General features: G+C 72.9%; 10 protein-coding genes. 8 read left to right on the top strand and 2 right to left on the bottom strand.

Features of this window, described 5'->3' with window-relative positions:
- On the top strand, positions 1-2,229 hold a 2,229-nt coding region (locus ABQ292_RS18710; protein WP_369209181.1), incomplete at its 5' end, for a transglycosylase domain-containing protein.
- 22 nt (positions 2,230-2,251) lie between these two features.
- Positions 2,252-3,820, top strand: a complete 1,569-nt coding sequence (locus ABQ292_RS18705; RefSeq protein WP_369209179.1) for a glycosyltransferase family 87 protein — start codon at positions 2,252-2,254, stop codon at positions 3,818-3,820.
- A 35-nt stretch (positions 3,821-3,855) separates the two neighbouring features.
- On the opposite strand, the gene ABQ292_RS18700 is transcribed toward ABQ292_RS18705, so the two are convergent.
- Positions 3,856-4,668: a deoxyribonuclease IV gene (locus tag ABQ292_RS18700; protein ID WP_369209185.1), complete on the bottom strand. Its 813-nt coding sequence runs from the start codon at positions 4,666-4,668 to the stop codon at positions 3,856-3,858.
- A gap of 210 nt (positions 4,669-4,878) precedes the next feature.
- Between ABQ292_RS18700 and rpsF the strand changes: the two genes are divergently transcribed.
- From rpsF to ABQ292_RS18670, 6 genes are all read left to right on the top strand, one after another.
- The gene (gene rpsF / locus ABQ292_RS18695; protein ID WP_369209177.1) at positions 4,879-5,166 is read left to right on the top strand and encodes a 30S ribosomal protein S6; all 288 of its coding nucleotides are present in this window, start codon (positions 4,879-4,881) and stop codon (positions 5,164-5,166) included.
- A gap of 2 nt (positions 5,167-5,168) precedes the next feature.
- Positions 5,169-5,657 (top strand): single-stranded DNA-binding protein, encoded by a 489-nt coding sequence (locus ABQ292_RS18690; protein ID WP_369209175.1) that lies wholly within the window; start codon positions 5,169-5,171, stop codon positions 5,655-5,657.
- 89 nt (positions 5,658-5,746) lie between these two features.
- A complete protein-coding gene (gene rpsR, locus ABQ292_RS18685) occupies positions 5,747-5,983 on the top strand; it encodes a 30S ribosomal protein S18 (RefSeq protein WP_014378671.1) in 237 nt (78 codons plus the stop codon).
- A gap of 2 nt (positions 5,984-5,985) precedes the next feature.
- Complete coding sequence (rplI, locus tag ABQ292_RS18680; RefSeq protein WP_369209173.1) at positions 5,986-6,441, top strand: 50S ribosomal protein L9; 456 nt, start codon at positions 5,986-5,988, stop codon at positions 6,439-6,441.
- Between the two features lie 790 nt (positions 6,442-7,231).
- On the top strand, positions 7,232-9,811 hold the full coding sequence (gene dnaB / locus ABQ292_RS18675) for a replicative DNA helicase (protein ID WP_369209171.1): 2,580 nt from the start codon (positions 7,232-7,234) through the stop codon (positions 9,809-9,811).
- Positions 9,812-10,026: 215 nt separating this feature from the next.
- The gene (locus ABQ292_RS18670) at positions 10,027-11,937 is read left to right on the top strand and encodes an Ig-like domain-containing protein (RefSeq protein ID WP_369209169.1); all 1,911 of its coding nucleotides are present in this window, start codon (positions 10,027-10,029) and stop codon (positions 11,935-11,937) included.
- Positions 11,938-12,010: 73 nt separating this feature from the next.
- Here ABQ292_RS18670 and ABQ292_RS18665 read toward each other — a convergent pair whose 3' ends face one another.
- Positions 12,011-13,240, bottom strand: a complete 1,230-nt coding sequence (locus ABQ292_RS18665) for a fatty acid desaturase family protein (RefSeq protein WP_369209167.1) — start codon at positions 13,238-13,240, stop codon at positions 12,011-12,013.
- Positions 13,241-13,249 lie beyond the last annotated feature (9 nt).

Here is a 13,249-nt window from a genome sequence, read left to right as displayed (position 1 = left end):
AGCGGGCCGGCCGGCAAGAAGGCGCGCACCAAGAAGCAGCGCGGGCGTCGCCGGCTCAAGATCGCCCTGGCCACCCTGGCCGGGCTGTTCGTCCTGTTCGGCGTCTTCGTCGGCGTCGTGTACGCCACCACCGAGGTCCCGAACCCCGACTCGGTGCAGAGCGCGCAGACGACCGTCGTCTACTACGCCGACGGCACCACCGAGATGGCCCGCCTGGGCGACACCAACCGCACCAACGTGGCGCTGGCCGACGTCTCCGAGGGTGCCCGCGACGCGGTGCTCGCCGCCGAGAACCGGAACTTCTACGCCGACCCGGGCATCTCCTTCACGGGCATCGTCCGGGCGGCGTGGAACAACGTGACCGGCGGCTCCACGCAGGGTGGCTCGACGATCACCCAGCAGTACGTCAAGAACGCGTTCCTGACGTCGGAGCAGACCTTCAGCCGCAAGTTCCAGGAGCTCTTCCTCGCGGTCAAGCTCGACAACGAGTACTCGAAGGACGAGATCCTCGAGAACTACCTCAACACCATCTACTTCGGCCGCGGCGCCTACGGCATCGAGGCCGCGGCGACCACCTACTTCGGCGTCTCGGCCGCGGAGCTGACGCCGCAGCAGGGCGCCGTCCTCGCCGTCCTCATCCGCAGCCCCAGCTCCTACGACCCCGAGGGCAACGCGGAGGGCGCGCAGGACCGCTGGGGCCTGGTCCTCGACGCGATGGTCGAGGAGGGCTGGATGACCCCGGCCGAGCGCGAGGCCTCGGTCTACCCGCCGGTGCTGCCGCGGCCGGAGGGCTCGACGCAGGGCATCCCGTCCGGTCCGGAGGGCCTGGTCGTGCAGCAGGCGATCGACGAGCTGCGGGCCAAGGGCTACACCGACCAGCAGCTGCTGGCCGGCGGCCTGCAGATCGTCACCACCGTGGACAAGCCCGCCCAGGACGCCGCGACCACCGCGGTGACCGACGTCATGCAGGGTGAGCCGGAGAACCTGCGGCAGGCGCTGGTGGCGATCGACCCGCGCACCGGAGCGGTCCGCGCCTACTACGGCGGCGCCAGCGGCACGGGCAACGACTACGCCCAGGCGCAGCGGCAGCCCGGCTCGTCGATGAAGCCCTACGTGCTGGCCACCGCGCTGGACCAGGGCATCAGCGTCAACTCCCGTCGCGACGGCTCCTCGCCGCAGATCTTCCCCGACCGCGAGGCCCCGGTGCGCAACTCCGGCGGCGCCTCGTGCGGGGCGTGCACGCTGGTCGAGGCGATGACCCGCTCGCTGAACACCACGTTCTACGGGCTGGCCTACGAGGTGGGCCCGGAGAACGTCCGGGAGACGGCGCTGGCGGCCACCGGCCTGCCCGAGACGTGGCAGGGCGGCCCGCTCGAGGGCAACACCACGCTGGCCAACGGCGAGGGGTTCACCGGCTCGGCGATCGGCATCGGCGAGTACGAGATGCGCCCGATCGACCAGGCGCACGGCTTCGCCACCTTCGCCGCCGGCGGGGTGGAGCGGGCGCCGTACTTCGTCAGCCGGGTCAGCGACACCTCCGGTGCGGTGCTGCTGGAGTACGGCGGCGAGAGCGGTGAGCAGGTGCTGCGCCCCGAGGTCGCCAACGACGTCACCTTCGCGCTGGAGGGCGTGGCGCAGTACTCGCGCCGGGCGCTCGACGACGGCCGGGAGGTGGCCAGCAAGACCGGTACCCAGGGCCTCAACGCCGAGGACAACTCCGACGCCTGGATGGTCGGCTACACCCCGTCGCTGTCGACGTCGGTGTGGATGGGCTCGGAGGTCCGCGAGCCCATCGTCAACTCCGACGGCGGGATCGTCTACGGCTCGGGCCTGCCGGGTGCCATCTGGCAGCAGTTCATGGACGGCGTGCTGGCCGGCACGCCCGAGGAGGACCTGCCCAACTCGCCGCGCATCCGGGGCGACACGGGCCAGGGCGTGGCCGCGCCGACGACGGCGGCCCCGACGACGCAGTCGCAGCCGACCCAGCAGCCGACCACGCAGGCCCCGCCGCCCACCACCGAGGCCCCGCCGCCGACCCCGGAGGCCCCCGCGCCGCCGCCCGCGCCGGTGCCGCCGGTGCCGGTGGAGCCCGTGACCCCGGACGACGTGGGCCAGGACGAGCAGGTCGACACGGGACCGGACGGTGAGGTCGGCCCCGGCGAGCAGAACGGGTCACCCGCGCCGGCGCCGGCGCCGGCGCCTCCGACCCAGGCGCAACCCACCGGCTGACCCGCCCGGCACACTGGCGCAGGTGAGCTCCTCCCCCACGGGCCCGTCCGCTCCGGCACCTCCGCCGGCGGACGGGCCCGCGGCGTTCCCGGGACCGGAGCCCGCCGTCCCCGCGGCCGGCCGCGGTCCCGACCGGGTGGCGCCCACCGGTCCCGACCGGGTGGTGCCCACCTGGTCGGACCCGGTGGCCGCGCAGGCCAGCGAGGCCGTGGGCGGGCCCTGGGGACGGCACGCGGTGACCGGCCGGGCACTGTTCTGGACGCCGCTGCGCGTGTGCCTGCTGTTCACGACGGGCGTGCTGGCGCTGGCCTGGCTCAAGCAGTCGCCGTGCTCGGACGGCGACTGGACGGGCTCGGTGCAGTACACCCACTTCTGCTACTCGGACACGGTCCCGCTGTTCGGCATCCACGACCTCGGCAGCGGTGCGCTGCCCTACCTCGACTCGGCCGTCGAGTACCCGGTCCTCACCGGCGCCTTCATGGCGCTGGCGGCCACGCTGGGCGGCGCCTACGAGAGCCTGGCGACGGCAGCCGGGCTGCTCCCCGAGGTGCCCCCCGTGCAGGCCTACTACGCGGCCACCTGCCTGCTGCTGAGCCTGTGCGCGCTGGTCACCACCCGCGCGGTGCTCGGCACGTCGGGGCACCGGCCGTGGGACGCGGCGATGGTCGGCCTCTCCCCGTTGCTGCTGGTGCACGCCTTCACCAACTGGGACCTGTTCGCCGTCGCGCTGGCCGCGTGTGGTCTGTGGGCCTGGGCGCGCGACCGGCCGGTGCTCGCCGGCGTCCTGCTCGGCCTGGGCGTCGCGGCCAAGCTCTTCCCGGCGCTGCTGCTCGGGGCGCTGTTCCTGGTGTGCCTGCGGGCCGGCCGGCTGCGGGTGTGGCTCCGCGCGGCGCTCGCCGCCGGCGTCGCCTGGCTGGTGGTCGACGTCCCGGTGGCGCTGCTGGCGCCGGGGAACTGGTCGCTGTTCTTCCGGCTCAACAGCAGCCGGCCGGCCGATCCCGACACCCTGTGGAACATGGCGATCACCGCCTCGGGCGGGACGCTGTTCGACGGGCCGCTGGCCGAGGGCGAGACGCCCACGGTGCTCAACGCGCTGGTCGCCGTCTGCGTGCTGCTGGTGTTCGCGGCGCTGGGCTGGCTGGTGCTGGCCGCGCCGGTGCGCCCGCGGGTGGCCCAGGTCGCCTTCCTGCTGGTGGCCGGGTTCCTGCTGGTGACCAAGGTGTGGAGCCCGCAGTACTCGCTGTGGCTGCTGCCGCTGGCGGTGCTGGCCCGGCCGCAGTGGCGCTCGCTGCTGGCCTGGCAGGCCACCGAGGCGGTGCTGTGGGTGGTGCGGATGCTCTGGTACCTCGGCACCGACAACCGCGGCGTGGCCACCGAGTGGTTCTTCCTGGCGGTGACCGTGCGCGACCTGGCCGTCCTCGTGCTGATCGGCCTGGTCGTCCGGGACGTGTGGCATCCCGACGGCGACGTCGTCCGCACGTCCTGGCCCGGTGTGGACGACCCCGCCGGCGGCCCGCTCGACGGCGCCCCGGACCGGGTGACCGTGGGCGACGGCCGACGCCGGCGCGCCGAGGTCCCGCTCGAGGCGTAGGGAACGTCCCGGCGCCGTGACGGGCGGGGGGCTCCCTACGCCCGCGCCAGTGCCTCGCGGACGAGGGCGACCTCCTCGGCGTGCGCCGCGGCGTCGCCCGGCGTCTCCAGGACGACGGGGCAGTCGGCGGCCCGGGCCACCTCGAGCAGCAGCTCCAGCGGGATCTCGCCCGCGGCCAGCGGCGCGTGCCGGTCACGGCCGGAGCCGGCGGGGTCGCGGCTGTTGTTCAGGTGCACCAGGTCGATGCGGCCGGTGGCCCGGCGCGCGTCGTCCACGGCCGTGGCCAGGTCCCAGCCGGCCGCCCAGGCGTGGCAGGTGTCGAGGACGAACCCGGCGCCGAACTCGCCGACGGCCTCCCACAGGCGGTCGACGGCGTCCAGGCCGCGGGCCATCGCGTTGTCCCCGCCGGCGGTGTTCTCGATCAGCAGCGGCAGGGGGAAGCCGCCGTCCTCGGCCTGCCGGACGAAGGTCTTGCGCCAGTTGTCGAACCCGGCGGCCGGGTCGTCCTTGGCCAGCACGTGCCCGCCGTGCACGACCATGCCGCGGGCGCCGATCGCCGCCGAGGCGCGGGCGTGGGTGGCCAGCACCTTCCGGCTGGGGATGCGGATCCGGTTGTTGGTCGAGGCCACGTTGAGCACGTAGGGCGCGTGCACGAAGACCGCGACGTCGCCGGCGAGCAGCGCGTCGGCGTCGGGGCGCGGCGGCGGGGCCTTCCAGCCCTGCGGGTCGCCGAGGAAGACCTGCACCCCGTCGGCGTCCACCTCCGCCGCGCGGGCCAGCGGGCCGCCGGCGTCGAGCTCGTTGTCCTCGGTGAGGCCGGGTCCGACGTGGACGCCGACCGGGTGCATCGCCACCCCGGCGACACTACTTCCGCCAGGTCGGGGCCTCCCCGCACCGCACCGGCCGCCGTCGCCGACGGGGGGTGGCGGCCGCGCTGGTACCCTCCGGATTGCGCGTCTCGTCCGCCGTCCGTGGCGGACCGGGCGCGCGACGCGTGTACGACCCTCCTGCTGCAGACGTCCTGCGGCCGCCACAGACCAGAGGAGGTGGGGTTCTCCGTGCGTCACTACGAACTGATGGTCATCCTCGACCCCGACCTGGAGGAGCGCACGATCGCTCCCTCCCTCGACCGGTTCCTGACCGTCGTCACCAACAGCGGTGGCACCGTCAAGACCGAGATCTGGGGCCGGCGTCGCCTGGCCTACGAGATCAACAAGCACGTCGAGGGCATCTACGCCATCGTCGACATCCAGGCCGAGCCCGCCGCGGTCGCCGAGCTCGACCGCCAGCTCAACCTCAACGAGGCCGTCCTGCGCACCAAGCTGATGCGGCCCGAGGTCCACTGAGCATGGCCGGCGAGACCGTCATCACCGTCATCGGCAACCTGACCTCCGACCCGGAGCTGCGGTTCACGCCCTCGGGGGCCGCGGTCGCCAACTTCACGGTCGCCTCGACGCCGCGCACCTTCGACCGGCAGTCGCAGGAGTGGAAGGACGGCGAGGCCCTGTTCCTGCGGTGCAACGTGTGGCGGCAGGCGGCGGAGAACGTCGCCGAGTCCCTCACCCGCGGCTCGCGGGTCATCGTCTCGGGGCGCCTCAAGCAGCGCTCGTTCGAGACCAAGGAAGGCGAGAAGCGCACCGTCGTCGAGCTCGAGGTCGACGAGATCGGCCCCTCGCTGCGCTACGCCACCGCGAAGGTCACCAAGGCCTCCCGCGGTGAGGGTGGCGGCGGCGGTTTCGGCGGCGGCGGTGGCGGCGGTTTCGGCGGTGGCGGTGGCGGCGGGTCGAGCGACCCCTGGTCGACGCCTGCCGGCCCGTCCGACGAGCCGCCCTTCTGAGACGACCTCCCTGCCCCCGCCGTTCGCGGCGGGACCCCGCAGGGAGGCCACACACATCGAGTCGTATCTAGTCGTACCTGGAGAACCCAGTGCCCAAGCCCCCCGTGCGCAAGCCCAAGAAGAAGGTCTGCCAGTTCTGCAAGGACAAGGCGACCTACGTCGACTACAAGGACACGACCCTGCTGCGGAAGTTCATCTCCGACCGCGGCAAGATCCGCGCCCGCCGCGTGAGCGGCAACTGCAGCCAGCACCAGCGGGACGTCGCCACGGCCGTCAAGAACAGCCGTGAGATGGCCCTGCTGCCCTACACCTCGACGGCGCGCTGACCATGAGCACCCAGAAGCTGATCCTGACGCAGGAGGTCACCGGTCTCGGGTCCTCCGGTGACACGGTGGAGGTCAAGGGCGGGTACGCCCGCAACTTCCTCCTGCCCCGCGGCCTGGCCATCGTCGCCACCCGCGGTGCCGAGAAGCAGGTGGACTCGCTGCGCCGGGCGCGTGCCGCCCGCGAGGTGCGCTCCCTCGAGGAGGCGCAGGCCGTGGCCGGGCGCCTCACGGGCCTGACGGTCCGCGTGCCGGCGCGCGCCGGTGCGGGTGGCCGCCTGTTCGGCCGCGTCACCACCGCCGACGTCGTCAACGCCGTCACCGCGGCCGGCGGCCCGGAGCTCGACCGCCGCCGGGTGGAGCTGCCCAGCAGCATCAAGACCACGGGCCAGCACACGGTCACCGTGCGGGTGCACCCCGAGGTGACCGCCTCGCTGCCGATCGAGGTCGTCGCGGGCTGAGCGAGGACCCCGTCCTCCTCACCCCTCGCATGCTCGGGGTGAGCCTCGGGACGGGGCCGCCCTGCCCCACCGCTCGCGAGCTCGCGGCGGGACCCGCAGGAGGCCACCCGCCCGTCGAGGGGCGTCGGACACCCGTCCGGCGCCCCTCGCGGCGTCTCCGGTCCGGTGGACCGGTCCCGGCGGTTCGCGGCGCCGTCGTCGTCCTGCGGCCCTCTCCGGACCCGTGGTGCCGCCACACGTCGACACCGGGCGCCCGGCCGGGTCGGTCGGTCGTCGGGATGCGCCGAGGCGTCGTCACGCAGGCCCGGTGACGACGCCCAGCCGTCTCCCGGCGCCGCGTCCCGCGCCGGAGGTCGGCCTGTGGACGTGTGACCGCCGGGGCCGGTGGGTCACGGTTCGTGACACGCCGGGCCCCGATCCCGCGAGTTCTCCCACTTTTCTCCCGTCCACACCCGGTGGGTGGCCTCCGCGCAGGTCAGGAGGGGGACGGGGACGACGCGGCGGCTCCGTCCCCCGCCGTCTCCACATGTCGACACGCGTGTGTCCACCGACTTGTCCACAAGTTGTGCAGAACGCGCCCCACAGCGGTGTTGGACGGGCCCGGCTGCGCTTCCTAACGTCCTCCCCGGCGGTCACGGGTGCGGTTTCTGTCGGCACCCCGACCTAGCCTCGCGGTCGAACACGCGTTCGAGCGTGCGTGCCAGCAGTCCTGGTGCTTCCCCCACCAGACCCCGGTCACCGACCGGGGTCTGTCTGCGGGTGCGCCGGTGGAGAGAAGGAGGGGCTTCCCGTGGCGGTGGCCGACGATTTCAGCCGACCGTCCGCGACGGCGCCGGAGTACGACCGGCAGCCGCCGCAGGACGTGGCGGCGGAGCAGTCGGTGCTCGGCGGCATGCTGCTGAGCAAGGACGCGATCGCCGACGTCGTGGAGGTGCTGCACGGCGCCGACTTCTACCGGCCGGCGCACCAGGTGATCTTCGACTGCATCCTCGACCTCTACGGGCGCGGTGAGCCGGCCGACGCGATCACCGTCGCCGCCGAGCTCAACCGCACCGACCAGCTGTCGAAGATGGGCGGCGCGGTCTACCTGCACACCCTGATCGCCTCCACGCCGACGGCGGCCAACGCGGGCTACTACGCCGCCATCGTCGCCGAGCAGGCGGTGCTGCGGCGGCTGGTCGAGGCCGGCACCCGGGTGGTGCAGCTCGGCTACGGCGCGGCCGGCGGGCGCGGCGACGTCGACGACATCGTCGACCGCGCGCAGCAGGAGATCTACGACGTCACCGAGAAGCGCATGAGCGAGGACTACTCGCGCCTCGAGGACGTCCTGCAGCCGACGATGGACGAGCTCGACGCCATCGCCTCCCGCGGCGGCACCGCCCGCGGCGTCCCCACGGGGATCCGCGACCTGGACGAGCTCACCAACGGCCTGCAGGCCGGCCAGATGGTGGTCATCGCCGCCCGACCCGGTGTCGGCAAGGCCCTGGCGCTCGACACCCCGATCGCCACGCCCGGCGGCTGGACGACCATGGGCGAGGTCCGGGTCGGCGACCGGGTGCTGGGCGCCGACGGCCGGCCGACGACCGTCGTCGCCGCCACGGACGTCATGACCGACCGCCCCTGCTACGAGGTGCACTTCTCCGACGGCTCGGTCATCGTGGCCGACGCCCAGCACCAGTGGCTGACCACCGACCGCGCCGCCCGCCGGCTCGGCGAGCGCGGTGAGGCCCGCGTCCGGACGACGGAGGAGCTGGCCCGGACGGTGCGCTGCGCGACGGCCGACCGGCGGCTCGACCACGCCGTGGTCAACGCCGCGCCGCTCGACCTGCCCGAGGCCGACCTGCCCGTACCGCCCTACGCGCTCGGCATCTGGCTGGGTGACGGCACCTCGGCGGCTGCCGAGTACACGAGCAACGACCCGGAGATCGCCAGCTACATCGAGGGCGAGGGCCTGGTGGTCGTCCCCACGGGGGTCGACCGGCGGCACTCCCTGCGGCTGCCCGCCCGCCCGGGCCTCGAGGCACGGCCGTGCCCGATGTGCGGCGAGCTCGTCACGCCGAGGACCGCACAGGTGCAGACGTGCGGCAAGACCTGTGGTGGCCGGCTGCGGGCCAGCGGCGGCGTGGGCCTGCAGGCGACCTGTGGGGACTGCGGGGGCCCGTCGAGCGGGATGGCCCGGTGTCAGACCTGCCGGGACGACCACGGCACCGTCGAGGGCCTCCTCCGGGGTCTCGGCGTCATCGACGACAAGCACATCCCCACTGCGTACCTGCGCGCCTCCGTGGCCCAGCGCCGGGCGCTGCTGGCCGGCCTGCTCGACACCGACGGCACGGTGACCGTCAGCGGGGCGGTCCAGTTCGCCGTCACCAGCCGCCGGCTGGCCGAGGACGCCCGTGAGCTGATCGCCGGCCTCGGCCACCGCGTGCGGATGAGCGCCAAGCGTGTCCGCGGCCGGAGCGAGGCACCGTCGACCTGCTACACGCTGACCTTCAGCACCGACGACGAGGTCTTCCGACTCGAGCGCAAGAAGCTCGAGCACAAGGAGCGCGGTGCGCGCACGTCCACCGCCCGTGGCGTCCGTTTCGTCACGGACGTGCGCCCGGTCGCGAGCGTGCCGGTCCGGTGCATCCAGGTCGACGCCGCGGACTCGTTGTTCCTCGCCGGGCGCACCTTCATCCCGACGCACAACTCGACGCTCGGGCTGGACATCGCGCGGTCCGCCACGGTGAAGCACCACATGCCGGCCGTCATCTTCTCGCTCGAGATGAGCAAGCACGAGATCACCATGCGTCTGCTGTCGGCCGAGGCGAAGGTGCCGCTGCACCACATGCGCGCCGGCACGCTGTCGGACGAGGACTGGTCGAAACTCGCCCGCCGGATGGGCGAGGTCGCCGACGCGCCGCTCTACATCGACGACTCGCCGAACATGACGATGATGGAGATCCGGGCCAAGGCCCGGCGGCTCAAGCAGCGCAACGACCTCAAGCTCGTGGTCATCGACTACCTGCAGCTGATGACCTCGGGCAAGCGCGTCGAGAGCCGCCAGCAGGAGGTCTCGGAGTTCTCCCGTGCGCTCAAGCTCCTGGCCAAGGAACTGGAAGTGCCGGTCATCGCGATGTCGCAGCTGAACCGTGGGTCGGAACAACGGCAGGACAAGAAGCCGATGCTCTCCGACCTCCGCGAATCGGGCTCGATCGAGCAGGACGCCGACATGGTCATGATGATCCACCGCGAGGACATGTACGAGAAGGAGAGCCCGCGGGCCGGCGAGGCCGACATCATGCTGGTGAAGCACCGGAACGGTCCGACCGCGAACGTCACCGTGGCCTTCCAGGGGCACTACAGCCGCTTCGTCGACATGGCCAACTGACCCGTCCGGCCCGCACCGGCCGCGCACGAGCGGGGGGCACGGGACCGTTCGGTCCCGGGCCCCTCGTCGTCCGGTGGCGGTCAGCCGCGCCGCTCACCGAGCGTCCGTGCCGGTGCCCGCAGCGTCGGCTGGCGGTCCGCCCTGCAACGACTCCGGGTTGTGGCATGGGTCACCGTGGGTTACCAAGGTGCGTCCCCCACAGCTTGGAGATCCCCGTGCAGCAACGACGCTGGCACCGGGCGACCCCATCGGTCGTCGGTGCGCTGGCCCTCACAGCCGCCCTCTCGGTCACCGCGACCCCCGCGCTGGCCGACCCGCAGAAGCCCACGCCCGTCTCGGTGTTCCCGTCCGACTCCCTCACCGTCGCCGATCCCGGCCAGATCACCGGCCGACGGGTCGACCTGCCGACCGACGACTGCGGCGCGCCCATCTCCTGCGGCCTCGTCCAGCAGCTCAACCAGCTCGACGGCTTCGACCTCGATCCGCGCATCGCGGTCCGGTTCACGCGGCCGGTCGACCCGGCGCAGGCCGCCGCCGGCATCACCGTCCAGGGGCCCGACGGGCGGCGCATCGGTGTCGACCGCGTCGTCTGGGACCCGTCGACGAAGACCCTGTACGCGCACCCGGCCGAGCAGCTAGCGCCGGCCACGACGTACCGGCTGCGGGTGGGGGACGGCCCCGGCAACCGGTCGGTCGAGGACACCTTCACCACCCTGAGCGCCACCGACGGGCTGCTGGACCTGCGCCGCCAGATCGACGACGGCTCGGCCTTCGCCGCCGCCGGGGTCACCCCCGGCCTGCGCGTCGACGGCGTCTTCCCCGCCACCGGCACGACCGTCTCGTTGGTGCAGGACAGCTCCACCACCGGCGCCGACACGACCGCGGTCGTGCCCGTCCCCCAGGCCGCGACGGACGGCACGCTCGTGTTCGGCTCCTACGAGGCGCCGTCCTGGCTCCGGCCGGACGTCACCATCGCGCAGACGCCGACGGAGGACGCCGGTCCGGCGCCCCTCGGAGAGGCGCGGCTGCCCTTCGTCGCCGTCCTCCCCGCCGGCCCCACCCCGCCCGGCGGCTGGCCGACGGCCGTCTTCGGTCACGGGTTCACCCGCTCCACGGCCGACGTGTTCATCGCCGCCGCCGTCAACTCGCGCAGCGGGATCGCGACCATCGCCACCAACGTCGTCGGTCACGGCTACGGCCCGGCGAGCACCTGGCAGGTCAGCTCCGGCGGCACGACGACGTCCCTCCCCGCCTACGGGCGCGGCGTCGACCAGAACACCGACGGGGCCATCGGCAGCACCGAGGGCTCCTCGGCCACCGGCGCCGCCGCCGCCCAGTCCTCCCGGGACGCCCTGCGGCAGACGAGCGCGGACGTCATGACGCTCGTCCGGTCGCTGGGCGGGACCGACGTGGACGGCAACGGCACGCCTGACCTCTCCGGCCGGGAGGTGACCTACTTCGGGCAGAGCTTCGGCGGCATCTACGGCACGATGGTCACCGGGGCCGACCCGGCGATCGCCCGCTCGGTGCTCAACGTCCCCGGTGGCCCCATCACCGAGATCGCGCGCCTGTCGCCGGCGTTCCGCAACCTGACCACCGAGTCGCTGCGGGCGGCCGGACTGCTCAACAGCGACGACCCGACGCGGAACCACTTCCAGGAGCAGATGCCGCTGCGCGGTGAGGGCCCGGTGACGGTGACCGTGCCGGGTGCGGTGGCCATCCAGGAGTACCTGGCGCGGTCGACGTGGCTGTCCCGTCCCGGCAGCCCGGAGACCTTCTCCCCGCTGATCGCGCCGGAGCGGGCGGTCTTCCAGATCGCCTACGGGGACCAGACGGTGCCCAACCCGACGTCGTACACGGTCATCGACGCCGGGGACCTGTGGTCGCGGACCAGCCTCTACCGCAACGACCGCACGCCGCAGGCGGCGATCAACCCGCACGGCTTCCTGCTGAACCTGGCGGAGTTCCCGGTGGCGGGCATCCAGGGTCAGACGCAGGTGGCGGCCTTCCTGGGCCGGGGCGAGGTCGTCGACCCCGACCAGGGCGGGGACGTGTGGGAGGTGCCGATCAGCGACCCGGCGCTGCTGCTGCCGCTGAACTTCCCGCAGCCGGCACTGCGGCCCTGACCGGCCGCTGACACACGAGGGGCCCGGGACGACGGTCGTCGTCCCGGGCCCCTCCTGTGTGACAGGCCTTCGCTCAGGCGGCCGCGGCCGCGCGGGTCAGCCGGACGCCGGCGGTCAGCTTGCGCTGCAGACCGCGGCGGACCTTGGGGGTGCCGGTGGTCATCTTGTAGAGCACCGCCAGCTGCTGCGGCAGGTTGCGGCGGTTGGTGAGCTCCAGCCAGCCGTTGGGCAGCGACAACCGGATGATCTTGTGCCAGGCCGAGCCGACCTGCTGCGGCAGCGGCGCCGTGTGGTAGTTCAGCCCGTAGCGGTCGAACAGGTCGCGGATCTTCGGCGCGATCTCGGCGTACCGGTTGCTCGGCAGGTCCGGGAACAGGTGGTGCTCGATCTGGTGCGACAGGTTCCCGGTCAGGATGTGCATGGCCTTCGAGCCGGAGATGTTGGCCGAGCCGAGCATCTGGCGCAGGTACCACTCACCGCGGGTCTCGCCCTCGATCGACTTCTTCTCGAAGGTCTCGACGCCCTCGGGGAAGTGCCCGCACAGGATGACCGAGTTCGACCACAGGTTGCGCACGATGTTGGCGGTGAAGTTGGCCGCCAGCGTCGCGAGGAAGTTCGGGCCCGACAGCAGCGGGTGGATGACGTAGTCCTTGCGGACCTGCCGGCCGATCTTGCGCAGCACGGCCTTGGCACGCTCCCGGAACTCCGGGTCGCCGGTCTGCTTCTTGACGATGACCGCACCCAGCTCGAGGTCGTACGCGGCGATCCCGTACTCGAAGAAGCAGGCGTTGATGAAGCTCCACAGCGGCTGACCGAGGTGGAAGGGCTGCCACGGCTGGTCCTCGTCGACGCGCATGATGCCGTAGCCGAGGTCGTTGTCCTTGCCGATCACGTTCGTGTACGTGTGGTGCATCTCGTTGTGCGAGTGCTTCCACTGGTCGGCCGGGCTGGCCATGTCCCACTCCCACGTCGTGGAGTGGATCTTCGGGTCGCGCATCCAGTCCCACTGCCCGTGCAGGATGTTGTGCCCGATCTCCATGTTCTCGAGGATCTTGGCGATCGAGAGGCCGACCGTCCCGGCGATCCAGGCCGGCGGGAAGCCGGAGGCGAGCAGGACGGCGCGGCTGCCGATCTCGATCTTGCGGTGCACGTCGATGACCTTGCGGATGTAGCGCGCGTCGGACTCGCCGCGGCTGTCCACCACGGTCTGGCGGATCTCGTCGAGCTCCTTGCCGATGAGCTCGATGTCCTCGGGGGTGAGGTGCTCGATCGGGTTGTCGGCCTTCTTCTGCAGAACGGTCATGCGGTGCGG

The sequence above is a fragment of the Geodermatophilus maliterrae genome (assembly GCF_041018925.1).
In the GTDB taxonomy this organism is placed as follows: domain Bacteria; phylum Actinomycetota; class Actinomycetes; order Mycobacteriales; family Geodermatophilaceae; genus Geodermatophilus; species Geodermatophilus maliterrae.
This window is presented reverse-complemented; position numbering and strand designations above follow the sequence as displayed.